This window comes from Fibrisoma montanum, from assembly GCF_003583365.1.
GTDB lineage: Bacteria > Bacteroidota > Bacteroidia > Cytophagales > Spirosomataceae > Fibrisoma > Fibrisoma montanum.
This window is the reverse complement of the sequence record NZ_QXED01000001.1, coordinates 275,327-295,352: the sequence shown is the minus strand read 5'-3', so window position 1 is coordinate 295,352 and position 20,026 is coordinate 275,327. Positions and strand designations below refer to the sequence as shown.

The following is a 20,026-nucleotide window of genomic DNA, read 5'->3' as shown; positions in this document are numbered from 1 at the left end:
TTGAAAATACTTGGGGGTGGGAAGAGGTATGAAGGGAGGAGAGGAGGAAGGGAGGAGAGGTTGGATTTTTAGCGAATATAAAGAGTTGATTTTGAGAATTTTAATGATTTAAGAAGGCGCTTCCGGGCTGACGTATAAACCCATTAAAGTTGACTTAAATTATTGACCGATCTGTCGTCGTAACCGGGTCAGAACAGAGGTGTTCGCTTTTAGGGCGTTACCTACCGCCGAGCGGGCCTGAATGCCCATCGTATCGGCGGCTGTTGGCGAGATGTACCAGCCCAGCGGGTAGTTGTGATTGCCACTTTCCAGCCCCAGACTCGTGTACTGAAAATCCAGCTGCGCGGCCTCTCCATTGAGCGTCGAACGCACGAGCTGATCGAGACCGACGCCCGCCCGTTCCCAGCTTTGCAGAAACCCTTTTAGCGGTTCGTTCGCGAATTTGAACAGGCTGACATTGGCCGCCTGCTCCGACACCGACCCGTTGCGCAGAAAGAGCAGGTAGTACTGCACAGGCCGACTGCGCCAGCGCCCTCCAGGGGTTACCCGTTGCAACGCCCGAATAACCTGAACGGCCGTAACGATCCCCGTGTTTTCAACGTAGCCACCATCCAGCATGTGGTACGTAATGGCCGAACCGGACTCAATGTTGGGCAGCGGACCGGTTGCTTTGCCGCCACTGGTCACGAACGGAAAGCGGGCGCAGAGAAACGTAGCGGTTTTATATGGAATATCGTGCTGGAAGGAGCTAAACAAGTCAGCTACGTCAAAAAAAGCGTTCAGTGAGTCAGACGTATTCCCAAGTGATACGTTGGTCAAAATGCCTTTCTGGCCGGTCTCGGCGATGGTCGTGTTCAGAAACAGACAGGGGAGGTTGGTACTGCCCGGTGTCCAGAGCCGGAGAAACGACTGCCGCAGGGTTTGCTGCACGGCCGTATCCAGTGGCTGACTGAACAGCGCATTCTGCCAGGCGTCTTCAATCCAGCGGTTACGGTCCAGAGCGGCAATGGGAACGGGGGAGAAATTGTTGACGCCCCCGCGAAACAGCGCCGAGGCCACCGCCGGCGAAATCAGATCCTGCGTAACTATTGAACGCAGCCTGAGCCGGAATGCTGAATCCGGTGCGACAAAACCCTTGAGCGAAGCAACGTACGTAGCGGCTCCGACACCCCCACCCGACACGCCACTGATGCCAAATACGTAGCGGTCAAAACCACGGATGTTATCGCGTAGCGTTGCCAGGCATTCGGTGGTCCAGTTGGTGGCCCGGATGCCACCTCCGGCCGTAGCAACCACCACTACGGGCAATGGCGTATTGTCGTTTCCCGGCCGGTCGTCGAGCCAGCGCCGGTAGTACGATTCCAGCGATTGCCGGGGCAGTGGTGCCGGTAATGAGCTCTCCTGAATGCCACTGTTGTCGTTACAACGGGAGAAGATCAGCAGCAACAACCCCGTGATGACCAGAACCGGATACCTGGGTAGCTGGTTGAGCTGGTAGAGGATGGTGATCAGGAAGGCAAAGCCGCAGAGCCAGAGCAGCACCACGGCGTATAAGCCGATGCCCTGAGCCAGCATAAGACCCGTGCCGGGCAGAAACACCAGCAGCAAGCCGACTACCGTTCCCTGGCCGAATAGAATGCTCCGTGGCGCCAGATCCACCAGCATGGCATAATCCCGTACCGGCGATTCGGAGCCGAACAGGACAATGTCGGTGTATTGCAGCCGACGATCAAACCGGCGTAGCAGCCATAACAAGCTTCCGGCGATCAGAATCAGCGTAAAGAGCACGCTGTAGAAACGTACGGCAGGCCTGAATCCATCCGGCGATATGGGTTCGAACGTCCAGGGGAAATGGAGTCGGTAGTAATTGACCAGCACCGTTACGATGGCGATGGCAAACGGCAAACCGGCCAGCAACAGGGGCATCAGTCGTAAGACCTGGAGTTCGTTCCGGAACCGGACGATCTGCCGGGCCGCTGCTTCGGGACGGGCGGGGTTCAAGGCACCGTAGTAGCTGGGCTGAATGTAGAGCATTACCTTGCTGCAGATGTAGACCGTCTGGCTCCACCACCCCAGCGACAGGCCCGTACTGAACAGAACCATCGCAATGCCCTGCTTTTGAGTCAGCAGGAGATAAAAGATTTCATCGAATTGTCCGAGTTGAAACACCAGCGCCGATGCAGCCAGCAGATACACGATAAGCTGAACGTTCAGGAATCCTTTCCAGAGGCCATTCAATCGGTCGCGGAGGGTCGCTTTTCTGGGTGGGACGCGCTCACATCGTTCATTGACGGTGTCGACTACCCGCTTCCGTTGCTGCCGGCGCCGGATCATGTGCCTGACGAGCCGGTTCAGCGTAGTGGCATAAAACCCTCGTCGGCCAAACAACCAGCGCCGGATGGTATCCCAAACCGAAAAGGCGATGGCGATTGGGTGAAGGGCGATGTACCACAAGGCCGCAGCGATAGGCCCCATTTTCAGCCACCAGACAAGGCGCATGGCAGCAGGCGACAGGAAGCCTTCGTGGCCGAGCAGCCATTGCAGCATGACCGTGTTTTCGAGCAGATCAGCCAGCCCCGTAATCCAGATGCTGACGGCCAGCACCCGGCCGGTTACGTTCATGAGCCGACCAAGCCGCGGATGGGCCGGGTTGCGGACGTAGAGCGTTTCGTGGGCGCAGAACCAGCACCAGATCATCACCGTGGCCGTGTATGCCGGAATGAACAGCACCAGATCGACCAAGACCTCCAGCCAGGCCCAGAACAGCCGATTATCCGTTTGCTGCCAGCCGTTGATAAGGCGGCTCACATCGGTTCCGGTACGGGCGTAGGCCGTGGCCAGATCGTGCATCGATGGCTCGCCCAGATACTGTTGAATGACGCCAATCAATATGGCTATACCCACCGACACCAGCAGCAGTTGCGTGCGGTACGGGTACCCGTTCGGAAGTCGGTCGGCCAGGAACGACAGCCTTTTCATAGCGCCAGGGTGAAGGTTGATACGGGGAAAAAAGTCATGCCGGCCCGGTCGGATAAAGCGACGCTGGGCCGGCATGGCAAATATATTCAGGCATTCCGTAAAACCACCGCTGGTTAGTTGGCCGGGTCTGGCGGGGTACTGGTGTTGTTATCGCGCTCCGTGAACGGATACGGCAGGAAATTACGCGTCCGTTCTGCGTTTGTCGCCGGCGTAGTGCCCGGCCCCGGTCGCCCAAATCGGCGGCTGTCTTCCAGCCGGAAGCCCTGAAACGCCAGTTCGATCAGACGGTTACGATAAATCTCGGTCAGGATGGCCTGGGCTGTTTGCGGACCGCTGTAAGCCGGCAGCCCCGCGCCTAGTCCCCACGCATCCGTCGTTTTGGTCAGTACCTTGTTCAACTCGGTAACCGCGTTGGCCAGGTCCCCTTTTCGAGCGTACGCTTCGGCGCGGATCAGGAGCATTTCGCCCGGCAGATACACCGGAATCGGCGCGTTGTTGGCCGTGTAAAAGCCGGTACCGAGGTTCTGTGATCCCGTTGGATTACTGCGCAGGTAAAACGCCAGGCGTCTGTCGGCCGGATTCGGGGCCAGTTCGCCCGTTAGTCCGAGCGTCGCATTCTGGGGGGCAAATACGTTGACGTTGCTGAACGCCGTTTCGAACACCGGATTGCGGGTATTGTCGTCGAACGAGAAAAACGACCGTCTGGTCAGGTCCACCCGACCGGCCGCGGCAATGGCTTTGTCGTAGTCGCCGGCAAAGAGGGCGTAGCGGGCAATGAGCGCCTGAAGGGTATTGGGAATGTCAATACCGGGCGCAATAGCCTGATTGAATGCCGCCGACGGGGCTGTTGTGGCCACCAGCGTAGCAGCCGCTTCCAGCTGACTGATTGCCTGCTGCAAGGCCTGCGCCCGGGGCACAAACGGAGCGTTCGTGCCGGTCACAATAGGGGTTTGCTCGAAGAACTGCGCCAGCGTTCCCAAGGCCAGGGCTTTATAGATTGATGCGTAGGCAACAACCCCACTGCGCGTACCGGGGTCCTGAATGACCCGGCTTGCATTGGCCAGAATGACATCGGCATTCGCCCGAACGATCTGACTCGTGGCCCACAGGTTCCGCACCACGGCGTTGCCGCCGGTTACGTTCTGAAACCCAAGCTCCAGATTCAGTTCATCGGTGTTCCCGGCATTCAGAACGCGGAACTCGCGGGTAGTCAATCCGCCGGCGGCTACGGCATTGTAAATAACACCCAATCGGCCGAAGGTGTAGCGGTAGGCGAGTCCGTTGGCCAGCGTAATGAGGCCATCAGTCGAGTTAACTACCTGTTGTTCCGTGGCAATACTGGGGTTCAGGTACTCTTCGCGGCAGGCATTCTGGGTGAGTAATACCGTCAGAAGTGCCGTAGTAAGGATGTATCGTTTCATGTTAGAATGTCGCTGTTAGTTGCAAACGATAGGTACGCGGTATGGGTACGTTACCGAAGTCAATACCCCGGAGCAGATCAGAGTTGCCGCCTGCGTTGGTTTCGGGGTCGAATCCATTGTAGTTGTCCCACGAAATCAGGTTGCGGCCGATGAGCGAGAGGTTGAGCCCGCTCAGCCCTTTGACAAAGCTGGGAAGCTGGTAGCTGAGGGCTACTTCGCGCAGTTTGACAAACGAGCCGTCGTCGATCCGGAATTCCTCAATGGGTCCAATGGCGAAGATGTACCCACGGGTGAGCGTACCCCGCATTTCCTGCTCCGTCAACGTGCCGATGCCCACGTTTTCACGCGTGCGCTTGTCGGCATTGAACACCTGGTTGCCATATACGGCATCAAACAGGAAACGAAGCGTGGCGCGTTTGTACGTCAGCTCGCTGCTGATAGACCCGGTCCATTTCGGGTTGGGGTTGCCGATCACTTTGCGCAATACGGGTTTGCTCAAATCCGGCTGACCCTGAGCGTTGCGACGAGGCACGTAGTATGTGCCAGCCACTTCGTAGGAGCCCGCCGGCAGGCTGTTGATGTTGAGGCCAGCGTCGCTCAGTACCTGTTCAATGGGTTTGGTGGCCGTGGCGATGTAGGTATCCCCCCGCTCCTGCTGCGGTAAGTTCTGGTTACTCGACAGTAACAAAGCTCCTGTCTCGTAGTTCCGGGCGTAGAACGTACCGAAGAACTGGCTGGCTGGTTGACCAACCAGCTGGAACACCGGAGCCCCTGCTACGTTCGCCAGTTCGATGCGGGGAGAGGCCAGCGACAGCACCTTGTTGCGGTTCCGGTTGTAGATAAACGTCAGGTCCCACGTGAAGTCCTTTGTTTTGACGGGCGTAATGCCTAACAGGATTTCGACCCCGCGGTTCTCCATTTCACCCACGTTGTTGACAATACCCGTACCCCCCGTTGTGGGAGCCAGTACCCGGTTCACCGTCAGATCCTGAATCCGCTGGCGGTAGAGCGAAACACCCAGGTTGATTTTATCCTGAAAAAACGACAGATCAACACCGCCTTCCAGTTCGGTCATGCGCTCGGGACGTACGGCTGGGTTGGCCAGCGTCTGGCTTGGAGTAATGGTGTTGCGGCCGAGGTAGGCAATGGGCAGAAATTGGTAGAACCGGTCGTTGGGCGTCAGCGCCGTCAGCCCTCCCGCATCGCCGTATGATCCGCGCAGCTTAAGGCTGTTGAAAACGCCGTTAAACGAAGCATTTTTCCAGAAACCAAGATCGGATACAACGAACGAACCGCTCACTTTTGGGTATAGCTGGTTCGTCTCCGACGGTGAGAATACCGTTGAGCGGTCCTGCCGGATGGCACCCGTCAGGAAGGCCAGATTGCGGTAACCTACCGTGGCCTGGATGAACTGCCCGCTCAGGTTAAAGCGGCTAAGGTTGTACAAGGCCCGAACGGTTGTACTGGCGGCACCACTAACGGTTTCAATGAACGGTGCCAGATTCTGTCCATTCGACGTACTCAGGTCCTGCTGACTGTACTGGTAGCTGAAACCCGCAATGAGTTTCAGATTGAGTGCTTCGGTCAGGTCGCGCTGATACGTAGCGTTTACGTCGGCGTTGAGCTGCAGCACTGTGTTGTTAGCCGTCGCGGCATATCCAAACGGATATCGTTCGAGCGGCAGCTGCGCCTGGGCCTGATACGGGTAGGGCCGAATGTAGCTGCGCCCCACCTGGCCATACGTATCAATCCCTAAAATGGCGTCGACACTGAGTCCCTTCAACGGGGTCAGGTTCAACTGTACGTCATTGATCGTCCGGCTGACCGCCTGCGTAAAGTTCATGTCCTCGATGGTCGAGAGCGGATTTACCCGGGTCGACTCTACGGCCTGCAGATTACCCGCTGCGTCGCGCTGGGTAATGTCGTAAATGTTGTTGGTGATGTTGACGGAGTTGATTGGGCTGTAGAATACGTTGCCGTTGGCTTTCTCGTTGGCCAGGCTGTTCACATAGCTCAATCCCACCGACAGTTTGGCCCAGTTGGTCAATCGCTGGTCGATACGCGCCCGAAGGTTATAGCGGGTGAAATCGGTGTTGCGAATGATACCCTGGTTTTTGAGATAACCGAATGAAACGTAGTACGTCGTGTTTTCGCGTCCGCCCGAAACCGACAGTGTGTTGTCGGTACCGTACCCCGTGCGGAAAATCTGGTCGAAGTAGTTGTACCGCGTTACGTCAACGAGGTTGGTTGCTAACTGCGTAGTCACCCCATCGCGAAGGATGCCTACTGTCGTTACGCCTGGGTTGGCAGTAATCTGCGTGGGTGAGATGCCCGCAATAGGGTGAAGCCGTAGGCCGGCAAACCCAAACTGCTTGTTGTACGTACCAAGCGGCACACTCTTGCGGAGTTCGTTGATGTTGGCGCTGGCCGTGAACGTAACGCGGGGTGCTCCGGTTTGGCCGCGCTTGGTCGTGATGAGCACGACGCCGTTGATGGCCCGTGAGCCGTAGATAGCCGCAGCAGCCGCGCCGTTGATGACGTTGATGCTGGCAATGTCGGCCGGGTTAATGTCGGCAAGGCGGTTGGTGCCGGGGTTTGCAATACCGACCTGATCCGAAACGGCTAACTGCGAGACATTTAGGCTGTTGTTGCTGGCAATAACCCCATCAATGACGTACAACGGGTCTGAAGCGCCGGACAGGGATTTTATCCCCCGAAGCCGAACCGTGATGCCGCCCGATGGGTCGCCGGAGTTCTGGGTGATCTGTGCCCCCGGTACTTTACCCTGGAGGGAGTTGAGCAGTCCGCCCGAACCCGATTGGACCAGGTCATTGCCGCGAATGGTGCTGATGGCGTTGCCGAGTTCGCGTCGGGTCGTGGTGATGGTAGAGCCGGTTACCACCACTTCGTCGAGGTTGGCAACGTCTTCGCGCAGGGTTACGTTTGTCGTTACGGTCTCCTGCGAACCCAGGGAAACCGGCTGCGTGGTGGCTCCAAAACCGATGGAACTGAAGCTGAGCGTGTAGTTGCCGGGCGCAACGCTGGGCGTGAACTGATAGTTGCCGTCGGCGTCGGTGGTGGTGCCGAGCGAGGTGCCCTGCAATTGCACCGTCACGCCGGGCACGCTTTGACCGTTCGCGTCAGTTACGCGCCCCCGTAGGGTAAAACGCTGGCTCTGGGCCATCCCTTCGGCGTGAATCAGCAGAGCCAGACACAGCATCCAGACAGCCCGGATGGTGGGTCGTTTGAGTAAAGTACTGTACATCATAGGCGTAAAAAAATTGGTGAGCATAAGGACCAGTTTAAAGCTGGCTGATGAAATATAGGCATAAAAAAACACGCCGAACCGTAGAGGGGCGTGTTTTTAGGATAGACGGTATTTTTCAGGGGGCGATTACCACAGCTGATTCGGGTATTTCCCGTCGTCGTGCAGGCGCTTCAGTTCGGCCTGAACAGCAGGCTTATCGTCGGGGTACGTAACGCCGAACCACGCCGACCGGCTACGGAATACCTTGCAGTGGCCCGTGTTGGTCTGGATCAGGTTGGTCATGACGGTCGGGATGTAAAACTCGGCCTTTGGCGAATCGATATTGGCAATGGCGTAGCTCTCGAACTGGCGCTGGACCAGCGGAAACACCGACGGCTTGAAACCCCAGAAATTCATCGATACGGGCGTTTCGGGCGAGATTGGCGTTAGTCCCTCGGCTTCTTCGTACACGATCCGGCCGTCTTTTTCGTAAATCTTGGTACGTTCGATCACCGACGCCAGGTTGCCGTTGTCGCCGACGGCACAAACGCCCCGCGATACCGAGCCGTTTTCCGACAGGGTCCGCTGCACTTCGTAGGCAACCATGGCGTGCAACTGGTTGTCCGTATCGTTCCGGAGAAAATTGCTGATCAGTTCAAAGGCTTCAAAACCGTAAAAATCGTCGGCGTTGATAACGGCAAAGGGCGTGCTGACGTGCTCTTTGGCGCACAGCATGGCGTGGCCGGTTCCCCAGGGTTTGGTACGGTTCACTTCGCCCAGTTCGGCCGGCACGTAGGAAGTCAGCGCCTGAATGGCAAAATCCACCTCCATCTTTCCGCTCAGTTTGGGCAGGAAAATTTCTTCAAAGTCGGCCCGGAGTTCCTCGCGGATGATGAATACAACTTTGCCGAAGCCCGCCCGGATGGCGTCGAAGAGTGAATAATCGATGATGGTTTCGCCGTTCGGCCCGAACTGGTCGAGCTGCTTGATACCCCCGTAGCGGCTGCCCATGCCGGCGGCTAAAATCAGAAGCGTAGGTTGCATGAATTCGGTCAGTAAGTCAATTAAGTACCCAAAATTAGATAAATCTTAACACCCACCTACGGAAAGCTACCAGATCGCCCAATTGCCCATTGAATCACTTTATTAGTAAAAAATTTCTGATAAATGTTCAATAAATAAAAATTGTCAGTATAATTGTGCGTAAAACAATAGTTGTTAAAACAACTAATTACACTTCATCAATGGATCGATAGCCTTGTCAGAGTCGCGGCTTTGACAAGGCCAGTTATTATTGATACGCCATGCCCTTCTATCACTCACTCGGCCAGATACCGCCCAAGCGGCACACGCAGTTCGAAAAGCCCGGGGGCGGTCGTAACGACGGACCGTTTTATTACGAGCAGTTGTTCGGCACCATCGGCTTCGACGGTATGTCGTCGCTGATGTACCACGTTCACCGGCCCACGATGGTCCGTGAGGTGCTGGAAAGCGTCGATATGACACCGAAGCTCGCGGTGGAGAAAAACATGCTCGCCCGGAAACTGGTGGGGTTCAGTATTGAGCCTGCCGACGACTACCTGGAAAGCCGGGTACCGCTGCTGGTCAACAACGACCTGGTTTTCGGGCTGGCCGCTCCCCGGCAGTCGCTGACCAGCTATTTCTACAAGAACGCCGATGCGGATGAGATGCTGTTCATCCACAAAGGCTCGGGACGGCTCCGGACGCTGCTCGGTACGGTTCCGTTTGAATACGGCGACTACCTCGTCATTCCCCGCGGCATGATTTATCAGATCGAATTCGATACAACTGATAACCGGCTGTTATATGTCGAGTCGCATTCGCCGATCTATACGCCCAAACGCTACCGGAACCACTTCGGGCAGTTGCTGGAACACGCGCCCTTCTGCGAACGGGATATTAAGCGCCCGCAGGACCTCGAAACGCACGACGAAACCGGCGATTTTCTGATGAAAATCAAGAAGCAGGGTTCGCTGCATTCGCTGGTGTATGCCAGCCACCCGTTCGACGTGGTGGGCTGGGACGGCTACAACTTCCCGTACGGCTTCTCGATTTTCAATTTTGAGCCGATAACGGGCCGCGTTCACCAGCCGCCCCCGGTTCACCAGACGTTCCAGACGGATACGTTTGTGGTGTGTTCGTTCGTGCCGCGGCTGTTCGATTACCATCCGAAGGCCATTCCGGCACCGTACAACCACTCCAATATCGACTCCGACGAGGTGATCTACTACGTCGACGGAGATTTTATGTCGCGGAACGACATCGCACAGGGCCACATCACGCTGCATCCCGGCGGTATTCCGCACGGTCCGGCACCGGGGGCTATGGAGCGAAGCATCGGCAAGAAAGAAACCCAGGAGTACGCCGTGATGGTGGATACGTTCCGCCCGCTGATGGTGACGGAACAGGCATTACGGATCGATGACGGAAAGTACTATAAATCCTGGCTGGACGAAAACCTGAATGGCCAGGCTACCCAATACATCAACAAATAACATGGAAGCAGTAGAAACCTTAGAGCCTCAGGTAGCGGACTTCCTCCCGCTGAACGGCACCGACTACATTGAACTGTACGTGAGCAACGCCAGGCAGGCGGCTCATTACTACCAGACCGCCTTCGGGTTTCAGCCGCTGGCCCATGCCGGTTTGGAAACGGGTCTGCGCGACCGCGAATCGTACGTAGTGGTGCAGGACAAAATTCGGCTTGTGCTGACCTCTCCACTGGTGGGCGGGACCGACATCGGCCGGCACATCGATCAGCACGGCGACGGCGTTCGGGTGGTAGCCCTCTGGGTCGACGATGCTACCAAAGCGTTTGACGAAACAACCGGCCGGGGCGCGAAGCCCTTCATGCAGCCAACCCGCGAGGAAGATGAGAACGGATACGTAGTCCGGTCGGGCATTCACACGTACGGTGATACGGTCCATATCTTCGTTGAGCGGAGCGGATATAATGGCGTATTCATGCCCGGGTTCAAAGCCTGGAATCCGCACTACCGGCCGTCGGAAGTGGGCCTGAAGTACGTCGACCATATGGTAGGAAACGTCGGCTGGAACGAGATGAACCAGTGGGTGAACTTCTACGCCGACGTGATGGGCTTCAAACAGCTTGTGTCCTTCGACGATAATGATATCTCTACCGATTACACGGCGCTGATGAGTAAAGTCATGAGCAACGGCAACGGCCGCATCAAATTCCCGATCAACGAGCCCGCCGAGGGTAAGAAGAAGTCGCAGGTAGAGGAATACCTGGATTTCTACGGTGGTTCGGGCATTCAGCACATCGCCGTGGCAACCGACAACATCGTGGAAACGGTGATCATGCTGCGTGACCGCGGGGTGGAGTTTCTGAAAGTGCCGGATGCGTACTACGACGATCTGAAGGAGCGCGTGGGCGAGATTGACGAAGCGATCGAAACGCTGCGTCCGCTGGGCATCCTGGTCGACCGCGACGACGAAGGGTATCTGCTCCAACTGTTCAGCAAGCCGGTTTGTCCGCGTCCGACTCTGTTTTTCGAAATCATTCAGCGGAAAGGCGCGAAGTCGTTTGGAAAGGGCAATTTTAAAGCCCTGTTCGAAGCCATCGAGCGCGAGCAGGAACTGAGAGGAACGTTGTAAAAAGGAGGAAGGGGAGAAGGGAGGAACGGAGAAAGGGGGCTAATTGAGTTTCCTTTCCTTCTCCCTCCTCCTTTCCTCCCTTCCCTTTATGATCCAGGATTATTCAAAATACACCCCCGACGACCAGGCTGTCTGGAAACTGCTGTTCGAGCGGCAGATGGAGCGTTTGCCCGGTCGGGCCAGTCAGGCGTACATGGACGGGATTCTGGCTACGGGTTTTCCGAACGACAAGATTCCCAATTTTGAACTCGATCTGAACCCACGGCTGCTGCCCCTGACGGGCTGGCGCGTGGTGGCGGTACCGGGTTTGATTGGCAACCGCGAGTTTTTTGAACTCATGGCGGATCGGCAGTTTCCGGCAACGACCTGGCTGCGTCGACGCGACCAGCTGGATTACCTGCCCGAGCCCGATATGTTTCACGATACGTTCGGGCACGTACCGGTGCTGACCAATCAGTCGTTCTGCGACTTTATGGCGGCTTTGAGCCGAATCGCGCTCAAATTTGTGGATCACGAAGAAGCGATCGAGATGATTTCGCGACTGTACTGGTACACAGTCGAGTTTGGCCTGATTCAGGAGGATGCCGCCCCCGGAGCCGACGGGCTGCGTATCTACGGCGGGGGGATCCTGTCGTCGCCGGGCGAAACGGTGTATGCACTCGAAAGCGACGTACCAAAACGCATTCCGTACGATGTCGAAACGCTGCTGAAAACGCCGTATGTCATTGATCGCTTTCAAGAACAATATTTTGTGATCGAGTCATACGAGCAACTTTTTTATTCCGTTTCCGAAATTGAGGAGCGATTAGAGGGCCTGTTAGTGAGTTAACTGTTACTTTTGGGGTTAAGCAGTACCTAACCTAACATAACTCTAGACATGACACACCCTTCCGACCAGCGTGCTTACTTTTTCAAGATCGACACAACGATCAAGAAAATTCGTAATGCGCTTCAGAAGCAGTTCAACGATGCCGGCTTTGACCTGACTGTCGACCAGTGGGTAGTGATCGATCATCTGTTTCGAAACCCCGGAATAAGCCAGAATACACTGGCCGAGATGACGACAAAAGATGCGCCCACGGTTACCCGTATCATTGATTTGTTGAGTCAGAAAGGCCTGGCTGAACGCCGGATGGCCGACAACGACCGCCGGAAATTTCTGCTGTATCTCACCACCGCCGGTGAAATGAAGTACGGAGAAGCGCTGCCGATCGTTTCGGCCATGCGTCGGAAAGGCTGGGGCGACCTCAGCGAAGAGGACTACCAACATTTTGTGCGGATTATGGATTCAATATATACGAACGTCAGCGATTAAATTAAAGAGGAGAAAGGGGAGGAGGGAGGAAAGGGATGCCGTTGAGTTTCTTTTCCTCCCTCCTCCTTTCCTCCCCTGCCTCCCTTTTCTCCCTCATGTTTGGAATTTTCAGCTACGACATCGCCAGCCCACGCGTAGGCGTAAAACACCGCGAGTACATTCTTGACCTCGAACTGGTTGGGCTGCTTGGCTACTTCAACGAACTTGACTTCGACCCGGCTGTTTTTGCCAAACCGGTCCTCAACGACTTCATCGAACTAGGTAAACCGGTCTGGCAGGCCGTGAGTCGGCGCGTCAGGGAACTGCTCAGCAACGAACAGACTGCGTTTGAGGGGGTTCATGATCAGGTGCTTATTCATGAGTCGCGGGCCACAATGCACCTGCCCCTCCGGATTGGCGATTATACCGACTTTTACGCGGGCATACACCATGCCGAAAACGTCGGGCGTATGTTCCGGCCGGATGGTGACCCGCTGCTGCCGAATTATCGTCATTTGCCTGTAGGCTACCACGGTCGGGCGTCCTCGATTGTGGTATCGGGTACACCCATCCGACGCCCCAAAGGCCAGTTTCTGCAGGATGGGAAGCCTGCATTCGGGCCGTCGCAGGCACTGGATTTCGAACTGGAACTCGGGCTGGTGATCGGGCGAAATTCCCGGCTGGGTGAGCCGGTACTGGTAGAGGAAGCCGAAGAATACATTTTTGGTGTGACTCTGTTCAACGACTGGTCGGCGCGGGATATACAGCGATGGGAGTACCAGCCGCTGGGACCGTTTCTGGGCAAGAATTTTGGATCGTCAATCTCGGCCTGGGTAATTCCTTTCGACGACCTGGAGCCGTTTCGGGTACGTGGACCGATTCAGGAGCCCGCACCGTTGCCTTATCTGCAGGCATCGTCGCCGGGGCATTTTGACCTGACGCTTGAAGTGGCACTGAACGACGTAGTCATCAGCCGGACGAACGCCCAGTACCTCTACTGGAGTTTTGCCCAGATGATTGCTCACCACACCGTCGGCGGCTGCAACCTGAACGTGGGCGATGTGCTGGCAACGGGTACCATTTCAGGAACCGAACCAGGTTCATACGGGTCGTTGTTAGAACTGTCGTGGAATGGCGAGCGTCCGCTTGTTCTGCCCGGCACCGATGCATCGGCCAACGGAAAGCGGACGTTCCTGCAGGATGGCGATACGGTCGTACTGCGTGGCATCTCCACGAAACACGGGCACACGGTCGAATTAGGCGAAGTACAAGGTACAATTTTTTCTTAACCGCAAAGACGCCAAGCTTTCGCCAAGTACGCTAAGATTATTTGCGGTCTTTGCGGTTCAAAAAACATGAAAAGCATCAACCCACAGGATTTGTCGCAGGTAGAGTTTTACCGGTATCTCATCGGGGCCATTGGTCCGCGTCCAATCGCGTTTGCCAGTACCATCGATGCCGGGGGTCAGGTGAATCTCAGCCCATTTAGCTTTTTCAACGTATTCGGCTCAAATCCGCCAACCCTTGTTTTTGCGCCCAACATCAACCGGCACGGGCAAAAAAAGCATACGCTGCTGAACCTGGAGGAAGTAAACGAGGTGGTGATCAACGTCGTGAATTACGCTATGGTCGAGCAGATGTCGCTGGCCAGTGCCGAGTATGAACGAGGAATCAACGAGTTCGGGAAAGCCGGCTTCACAGCCCTCCCGTCGGAGAAGGTACGTCCGCCGAGGGTAGCCGAATCGCCCGCATCGTTCGAATGCGTAGTGAAGCAGATCATTGAAACCGGCACAGGACCCGGCGCGGCTCATCTGATCGTCTGCGAGGTGGTGATGGGGCACTTCCACGACGATATTTTTAACGAGAAGGGCTTGATCGATCCGCATAAAATTGACCTGATCGGTCGGATGGGGGCCGACTGGTACGCCCGGGCCAATGGTGACGCGCTGTTCGAAGTAGGACGTCCGCGTCCGGGCGTTGGCGTTGATCAGATTCCGCCCGCCATACGTAACAGTACCATTCTGAGCGGGAATGATCTGGGCAAACTGGGAAGCCTCGAAACCCTGCCGACGGCGGATGAAGTAGCCGCCTACCGCGAGTCCGGGGTCCTGAACGAGCTGTTCGACGAAGCCCGCTACGGTTGCCAATACCTGCCCGATCTGCTGCATCTGCGGGCGAAAGACCTGCTGAAAGCCGGAAAAACGCCCGAAGCCTGGCTGGTGCTGCTGCAATCTGAAGTCGGTTTGTCAAATTCGGTTCGGTAGAAAATACGATCGGAGGGTTGACGTAGTGGGTCAACTTTTGTAGCTTTTGGGCAGATAGATTGCATCGCTCCTGCCTAAACCTGACCTGAGTATGACTACCCCCGAAGCTTTTTTAGACACCTACAAACCCGAAGTACGCGACGTAGCCCTGAAAATCCGCGAGTTAGTACGTAACGTGCTGCCCGATGCCCACGAATCCGTTCAGCCCGGTTACCGAACCATTACGTACGGTACCGGTCCGCGTATGTCGGACGAAATCTGCTACATCGCCCCGCTGTCCTCAAGCGTAAATCTGGGTTTCCAGTACGGCACTCAGCTCCCCGACCCGAACGGCCTGTTGCGGGGCACGGGCCGACTGCTGCGGCATATCAAGTTCGACGCGGCTGATCAGGTAGATAACCCCGCCGTCAGAACGCTTCTGCAAGCCGCTAAGATTCACGGGAAGTTTTAGACTGGCCCGTGCTGCCGCTTCCAAACAACCGCCCGACGACTAGGGTTATAGGTTCAAACGTATTGGCATGAAAAAGACAATGATATACGTTGCCCTGGCCGGTCTGCTGGCGTCGTACGGTTGTTCGAGCGACACCAAAACCGCGGCCGAAAAGGCAAACGAGAAGAAGATCGACAGCCAGTCGGGGGCTATCAGCGACGACGCAAAATCGGACGCTAAAGAAGTGGCCAAGTCCATGGTGGAACTGACCAGCATGGGTATGACTGAACTGGAAATGAGCCGACTGGCGGTGCAGAACGCAACTAACCCTCAGGTAAAAGGGTATGCGCTGCAGGTTATGACGAAGCACCAGCAGGACGAACGGGAACTCCGCAACCTGGCTTCCCAACTGACGCTGACGCTACCCGCCGGCCTGTCGGACGATGGGAAAGATCGGCTGGAGGACCTTAAAAAACAGACTGGTACGGCGTTTGACCTGGAGTATCTGAAGGAAATGGCCGATGTAAACGATCAGGCGGTCGACATTGCCGAAGACCTGGAAGATAACGCTCCCAACGACGCGGTAAAAAAACTGGCCGAAAAACTCCTGATCGACGACCGTTCGCACCGCGATCAGGCCAAGCAGTTGCGGAATGTATTGGATTAAGGGATGAAAGGGAGGAGGGGGACGAAAGGGAGAAAAGGGAGCTGATGCAACAGAAAACCCTTTCCTCCCCTTCGTCCCCCTCCTCCCTTTCATCCCTTCAATATCCCCTTGCCGTGTTGTCGGCCCGCGGGTCGGAGGCTCCTTCATACGACCCATCCGGACGGATCAGGATGCAGTCCATGCGGCCGAGCGTATTGGTTAGTTTTTCGAGAACGTAGCCGCGGTTCTGCAACGCCTGGATGGTCGCTTCAGAAAAAGCACCGTTCTCAAATGTAGTCTTATCGGGCAGCCACTGGTGATGAAACTTCAGGGCGTTGACGGCCTGCTGCATCGTCATACCGTGTTCAATTACGTTCAGAACCGTCTGGTACACCGACGTAATGATGGTTGACCCGCCCGGCGTCCCAACCACCATGAACAATTTCCCGTCCTTCTCCAGAATAGTCGGGGTCATCGACGAGAGCATCCGTTTGTTGGGAGCGATGGCGTTGGCCTGGTTGCCGATCAACCCGAACATATTGGGTACGCCCGGCTTGATGCTGAAATCGTCCATCTCGTTGTTCATGAAAAAGCCGGCGCCACCGATGACCACGCGGCTGCCGTAGCCGCCATTGAGGGTGGTGGTGATCGATACGGCGTTGCCGTCTTTATCAACGATGGAAAAATGGGTCGTTTCCAAACTTTCGTAGCCGGGAATAGCGCCCCCTTTAATGGCCCTGCTGTCTGTCGCGTGCGCAAAGGTAAAGTCAGTCCAGCGGCTGCGCAGGTACTCAGGGCTGATCAACTGTTCGACGGGCACTTTTACAAAATCGGGGTCGCCGAGGAATTTGGCCCGGTCGGCATACACGCGCCGTTCGGCTTCGATCATCACCTGTACGGTTGAGTCTCGGTTCCAGCCCCAGCGCCGGAGCGGATACGGCTCCGTCAGGCGCATGAGTTGAACAAGCGCCACGCCCCCACTGGAGGTGGGCGGCATGGTCAGTACCGTGTAGTTCTTATACGTCGCCCGAATGGGGTCGCGCCAGGCAGCGTGGTAATTTTTCAGATCCTCCTCCGAAATCAGCCCACCCCCCCGCTTCATCTCCTCAGCCAGCAGCCGTGCCGTTTCTCCTTCGTAGAAGCCAGCCCGACCCTGCGCCTGAATGCGTTTTAAGGTAGCCGCGAGATCTGCCTGAATCAGCAAGTCCCCTTTCCGCCAACTCGTAGTGTCTGTAGGAGTTGCACTTTTCAAAAAATAGGTTTTGCCGGGATTAATACGCAACAGATCGGTTTTGATACGGTTGAGCCCGGTGGCGTCGCGCTCGGTGAGGGCAAAACCTTTCTCGGCCAGATCGATGGCGGGTTGCAGTACCTGTGCCCACGAAAGTTTGCCGAAACGCTGATGCGCCTGTACCATCCCGTCAACCGAACCGGGCACGCCACTGGCCAGATGCCCTAGTATGCTCAGGTTCGGAATAACGTTTTTGGCCGAATCGAGGTACATGTCTTTGCTGGCCCGGCCCGGCGCTTTTTCGCGGTAATCGAGGGTGAACGTCTGCCCGGCCTGATCGCGGTAGACCATAAAGCCACCGCCACCGATGTTACCCGCTCCCGGATACACGACAGCCAGCGCAAACTGCACCGCTACGGCCGCATCAACGGCGTTGCCCCCAGCTTGCAGGATGTTTAACCCCACCTGCGAGGCTTCCGGATGGGCCGAGGCCACCATACCGTTCCGGCCGATAACGCCCTGACGATCCGAGTAAAACGGTTTAACGAGCGGGTCTTCGTCGCGGTACTGATAAACGCCCTGGCTTTCGCGAATGGTTGTCGAGCGGGTCGGCGTGTTGGTGCGGCACCCGAACAGTACCAGAAAAGAGAAGCAGTAAACAATAATACGTTGCATACTATGTTGGACGACTTAAGAGCTGTCGGCGGTAAAATGAAGGAAGATAAGATCGGATCATGGCCTACGTTAAAACCGGCAACTGGTTAGGCTTTGAACCCACTAATCTACATGATTCTGCCATACGTACTTACTTTTTAACTAACCGGTTAACTATTTAGCGAAAGAATGTACGGCAAAGGACAAGATACCTGCCATCCATCCTTCCAGACGGGCTGTCTGTCCGAAAGAATATGGACTGAAACGAATAAAGCATTTTTTTTGTCATGTGGCTGTACTACGCGTTGTTCAGCCAGTAAAAAGTTCAGATGAGACTGCTCCGACAAATTCTGGAAAGTTTTCGGTTTGCCTGGCAGGCGCTCCGATCCAACCTGCTCCGCACGACGCTCTCCCTGCTGGGCGTAACGGTCGGGATCTTTGCCATCATCGCCGTATTCACGCTGGTCGATTCGCTGGAACGGAACATCCGGGGCAGTCTGAATTTTCTGGGCAGCAATGTACTCTACGTCCAGAAGTGGCCGTTCGAATTCAGTGGCGAATACCGCTGGTGGAAGTATTTCCAGTGGCCTGAGCCTACCTACAAAGATTACCGGGCGCTGGCCGAACGGCTGGAAAACGCCCGGGCGGTGGCGGCCATGAGCGGCCGGGACGGTGTCACGATCAAACGGGCTAACAGCAGCATTGCGGGCCGGATTCTCGGTGTAACCTACGAGTACAACCAGACCAGCGAAGTAGCCATTGAGCAGGGCCGTTACTTCACCCCGCAGGAGCAGGAAGGTGCCCGCAATGTAGTCATTATTGGCTACGAGATTGGGGAAACCTTATTTCCGGGCCAGGACCCGATTGGGCAGGCGGTTAAGATAGGCGGCCTAAACTTTGTGGTCATCGGTGTGCAGGAAAAACGCGGCACGGGTCTGGTCGAATTCAGCCGGACGCCACCCGACCGCCGGTGTATGATTCCTTACGGTACGTATGCCAAACTGTTCCAGTCATTCAATCCCAGCATCACCATCGTTATCAAGGGCTACGAGCAGGACGAAGGGTTGCAGGATCTGGAAGGTGAAATACGGGGCCTGATGCGGTCACGGCGGAGCCTGAAGCCGGCCCAGGACGATAACTTTGCAATCAACCGACCCGAGGCCATCGCCAAGGCCATCGGCGGCATTTTCGCGGTGCTGTCGGTAGCCGGGTGGGTTATTGGCAGCTTCTCTATTCTGGTCGGTGGCTTTGGTATCGCCAACATCATGTTCGTGTCCGTAAAGGAGCGTACCAACATCATCGGTATCCAGAAATCGCTCGGCGCCAAGAATTATTTTATCCTGTTTCAGTTCCTGTTCGAAGCTGTGCTGCTGAGTCTGGTTGGCGGTCTGGTCGGTATCCTGCTGGTGTATCTGCTGTCGTTTGTGCAGCTTGGCAGTCTGGATATTCAGTTGTCGATCGGAAACATCATGCTCGGTCTGGGCGTATCAAGCATCATCGGCGTAATCTCCGGAATACTGCCTGCGTTCACGGCCGCCCGGCTGGACCCGGTGATTGCCATTCGGGCAAAGTGAAGCACCAACAGGAACACTCCGGAGATCTGCTTAGCCAACAAATCGGCCCCTGGGCAGTTTAGTTTGGCGAATATCAACGCATTTTTTGTTCATTTGTGCGTTCCATTCCGCAATCAAACCAACTGATTCCATGCGAGGGTTATTATATTTCCTGCTGTTCCTGCTTGTCGTTTTTGGGGTTTTATACGTAATGACCGGCTGGAGTTACAGCGACGGCGAACGCGCCGGTACGGTCTCTAAATTCAGTCGACGTGGTTATGTTTTTAAAACCTACGAAGGCGTATTGAACGTAGGCGGCTTTTCGGGCGAAACCGGCTCCCTGACTCCGCAGTACTTCGACTTTTCGGTCAAGGACGAGGCCGTGGCCAAGGAGATTACCGAAGCCGTCCGGACCGGCCAGCGCGTTACGCTGCATTACGAAGAGAAGTTGTTCCGGCTTCCGTGGAACGGCGATACGAAATATTACATCACCGACGTCGACATTGTGGGACCGGCGCAACGGCCGTATGGCGACGCTACCGGAGTACCGGGCTATCAGCAGGGGTACCCGCAGCAGCAACCACAACCCCAGGGGAATCCGCAGCAGCAACCCGAAAATCCGACTCAGCAGCCTGCGCCGGCCATACCGGATTCGGCGATCTGAGGTA

15 protein-coding genes are annotated in these 20,026 nt (G+C 56.1%); 10 read left to right on the top strand and 5 right to left on the bottom strand.

Annotated elements, in window-relative coordinates; genetic code table 11:
- Positions 1-159: 159 nt before the first annotated feature.
- The 4 genes from DYU11_RS01280 to DYU11_RS01265 all read right to left on the bottom strand — a co-directional run bounded on the left by DYU11_RS01280 (position 160) and on the right by DYU11_RS01265 (position 8,691).
- Positions 160-2,979: a hypothetical protein gene (locus DYU11_RS01280; RefSeq protein ID WP_119665835.1), complete on the bottom strand. Its 2,820-nt coding sequence runs from the start codon at positions 2,977-2,979 to the stop codon at positions 160-162.
- A gap of 113 nt (positions 2,980-3,092) precedes the next feature.
- Positions 3,093-4,400, bottom strand: coding sequence for a RagB/SusD family nutrient uptake outer membrane protein (locus tag DYU11_RS01275; RefSeq protein WP_119665834.1), 1,308 nt, complete (start codon positions 4,398-4,400; stop codon positions 3,093-3,095).
- Between the two features lies 1 nt (position 4,401).
- Positions 4,402-7,668 (bottom strand): SusC/RagA family TonB-linked outer membrane protein, encoded by a 3,267-nt coding sequence (locus DYU11_RS01270; protein ID WP_119666668.1) that lies wholly within the window; start codon positions 7,666-7,668, stop codon positions 4,402-4,404.
- 126 nt (positions 7,669-7,794) lie between these two features.
- Positions 7,795-8,691, bottom strand: coding sequence for a nucleotidyltransferase family protein (locus DYU11_RS01265; protein WP_119665833.1), 897 nt, complete (start codon positions 8,689-8,691; stop codon positions 7,795-7,797).
- A gap of 260 nt (positions 8,692-8,951) precedes the next feature.
- On the opposite strand from DYU11_RS01265, the gene DYU11_RS01260 reads away from it, so the two are divergent.
- The 8 genes from DYU11_RS01260 (at position 8,952) to DYU11_RS01225 (ending at position 15,941) form a co-directional block, all read left to right on the top strand.
- Positions 8,952-10,163: a homogentisate 1,2-dioxygenase gene (locus DYU11_RS01260; RefSeq protein ID WP_119665832.1), complete on the top strand. Its 1,212-nt coding sequence runs from the start codon at positions 8,952-8,954 to the stop codon at positions 10,161-10,163.
- A 1-nt stretch (position 10,164) separates the two neighbouring features.
- Complete coding sequence (gene hppD / locus DYU11_RS01255) at positions 10,165-11,286, top strand: 4-hydroxyphenylpyruvate dioxygenase (protein ID WP_119665831.1); 1,122 nt, start codon at positions 10,165-10,167, stop codon at positions 11,284-11,286.
- Positions 11,287-11,329: 43 nt separating this feature from the next.
- A complete protein-coding gene (gene phhA, locus DYU11_RS01250; RefSeq protein ID WP_262697088.1) occupies positions 11,330-12,115 on the top strand; it encodes a phenylalanine 4-monooxygenase in 786 nt (261 codons plus the stop codon).
- A 48-nt stretch (positions 12,116-12,163) separates the two neighbouring features.
- Positions 12,164-12,601 carry a MarR family winged helix-turn-helix transcriptional regulator gene (locus DYU11_RS01245; protein ID WP_119665829.1) on the top strand — a complete coding sequence of 146 codons (438 nt, stop codon included), beginning with the start codon at positions 12,164-12,166 and terminating at the stop codon, positions 12,599-12,601.
- A 35-nt stretch (positions 12,602-12,636) separates the two neighbouring features.
- Complete coding sequence (gene fahA / locus DYU11_RS01240) at positions 12,637-13,869, top strand: fumarylacetoacetase (protein WP_119665828.1); 1,233 nt, start codon at positions 12,637-12,639, stop codon at positions 13,867-13,869.
- Between the two features lie 66 nt (positions 13,870-13,935).
- Positions 13,936-14,844, top strand: coding sequence for a flavin reductase family protein (locus DYU11_RS01235; RefSeq protein ID WP_119665827.1), 909 nt, complete (start codon positions 13,936-13,938; stop codon positions 14,842-14,844).
- 91 nt (positions 14,845-14,935) lie between these two features.
- Positions 14,936-15,295 (top strand): DUF1801 domain-containing protein, encoded by a 360-nt coding sequence (locus tag DYU11_RS01230; protein ID WP_119665826.1) that lies wholly within the window; start codon positions 14,936-14,938, stop codon positions 15,293-15,295.
- A 67-nt stretch (positions 15,296-15,362) separates the two neighbouring features.
- Positions 15,363-15,941 (top strand): DUF4142 domain-containing protein, encoded by a 579-nt coding sequence (locus DYU11_RS01225; RefSeq protein WP_119665825.1) that lies wholly within the window; start codon positions 15,363-15,365, stop codon positions 15,939-15,941.
- Between the two features lie 97 nt (positions 15,942-16,038).
- Here DYU11_RS01225 and ggt read toward each other — a convergent pair whose 3' ends face one another.
- Complete coding sequence (gene ggt / locus DYU11_RS01220) at positions 16,039-17,826, bottom strand: gamma-glutamyltransferase (RefSeq protein ID WP_119665824.1); 1,788 nt, start codon at positions 17,824-17,826, stop codon at positions 16,039-16,041.
- A 308-nt stretch (positions 17,827-18,134) separates the two neighbouring features.
- Here ggt and DYU11_RS01215 point away from each other — a divergent pair, with 308 nt between their 5' ends.
- Both DYU11_RS01215 and DYU11_RS01210 read left to right on the top strand, forming a co-directional pair.
- A complete protein-coding gene (locus DYU11_RS01215) occupies positions 18,135-19,379 on the top strand; it encodes an ABC transporter permease (RefSeq protein ID WP_119665823.1) in 1,245 nt (414 codons plus the stop codon).
- 130 nt (positions 19,380-19,509) lie between these two features.
- Positions 19,510-20,022: a DUF8785 domain-containing protein gene (locus tag DYU11_RS01210; protein WP_119665822.1), complete on the top strand. Its 513-nt coding sequence runs from the start codon at positions 19,510-19,512 to the stop codon at positions 20,020-20,022.
- The last annotated feature ends 4 nt before the right edge of the window (positions 20,023-20,026 follow it).

Bases quoted from the DNA above. Each gene is read 5' to 3' on its own strand.
- hppD (WP_119665831.1), top strand. From the start codon at position 10,165: ATGGAAGCAGTAGAAACCTTAGAGCCTCAGGTAGCGGACTTCCTCCCG.
- DYU11_RS01270 (WP_119666668.1), bottom strand. From the start codon at position 7,668: ATGATGTACAGTACTTTACTCAAACGACCCACCATCCGGGCTGTCTGG.
- DYU11_RS01275 (WP_119665834.1), bottom strand. From the start codon at position 4,400: ATGAAACGATACATCCTTACTACGGCACTTCTGACGGTATTACTCACC.
- ggt (WP_119665824.1), bottom strand. From the start codon at position 17,826: ATGCAACGTATTATTGTTTACTGCTTCTCTTTTCTGGTACTGTTCGGG.
- DYU11_RS01260 (WP_119665832.1), top strand. From the start codon at position 8,952: ATGCCCTTCTATCACTCACTCGGCCAGATACCGCCCAAGCGGCACACG.
- DYU11_RS01210 (WP_119665822.1), top strand. From the start codon at position 19,510: ATGCGAGGGTTATTATATTTCCTGCTGTTCCTGCTTGTCGTTTTTGGG.
- DYU11_RS01215 (WP_119665823.1), top strand. From the start codon at position 18,135: ATGAGACTGCTCCGACAAATTCTGGAAAGTTTTCGGTTTGCCTGGCAG.
- DYU11_RS01225 (WP_119665825.1), top strand. From the start codon at position 15,363: ATGAAAAAGACAATGATATACGTTGCCCTGGCCGGTCTGCTGGCGTCG.
- DYU11_RS01245 (WP_119665829.1), top strand. From the start codon at position 12,164: ATGACACACCCTTCCGACCAGCGTGCTTACTTTTTCAAGATCGACACA.
- DYU11_RS01265 (WP_119665833.1), bottom strand. From the start codon at position 8,691: ATGCAACCTACGCTTCTGATTTTAGCCGCCGGCATGGGCAGCCGCTAC.
- DYU11_RS01280 (WP_119665835.1), bottom strand. From the start codon at position 2,979: ATGAAAAGGCTGTCGTTCCTGGCCGACCGACTTCCGAACGGGTACCCG.
- DYU11_RS01230 (WP_119665826.1), top strand. From the start codon at position 14,936: ATGACTACCCCCGAAGCTTTTTTAGACACCTACAAACCCGAAGTACGC.
- DYU11_RS01235 (WP_119665827.1), top strand. From the start codon at position 13,936: ATGAAAAGCATCAACCCACAGGATTTGTCGCAGGTAGAGTTTTACCGG.
- fahA (WP_119665828.1), top strand. From the start codon at position 12,637: ATGCCGTTGAGTTTCTTTTCCTCCCTCCTCCTTTCCTCCCCTGCCTCC.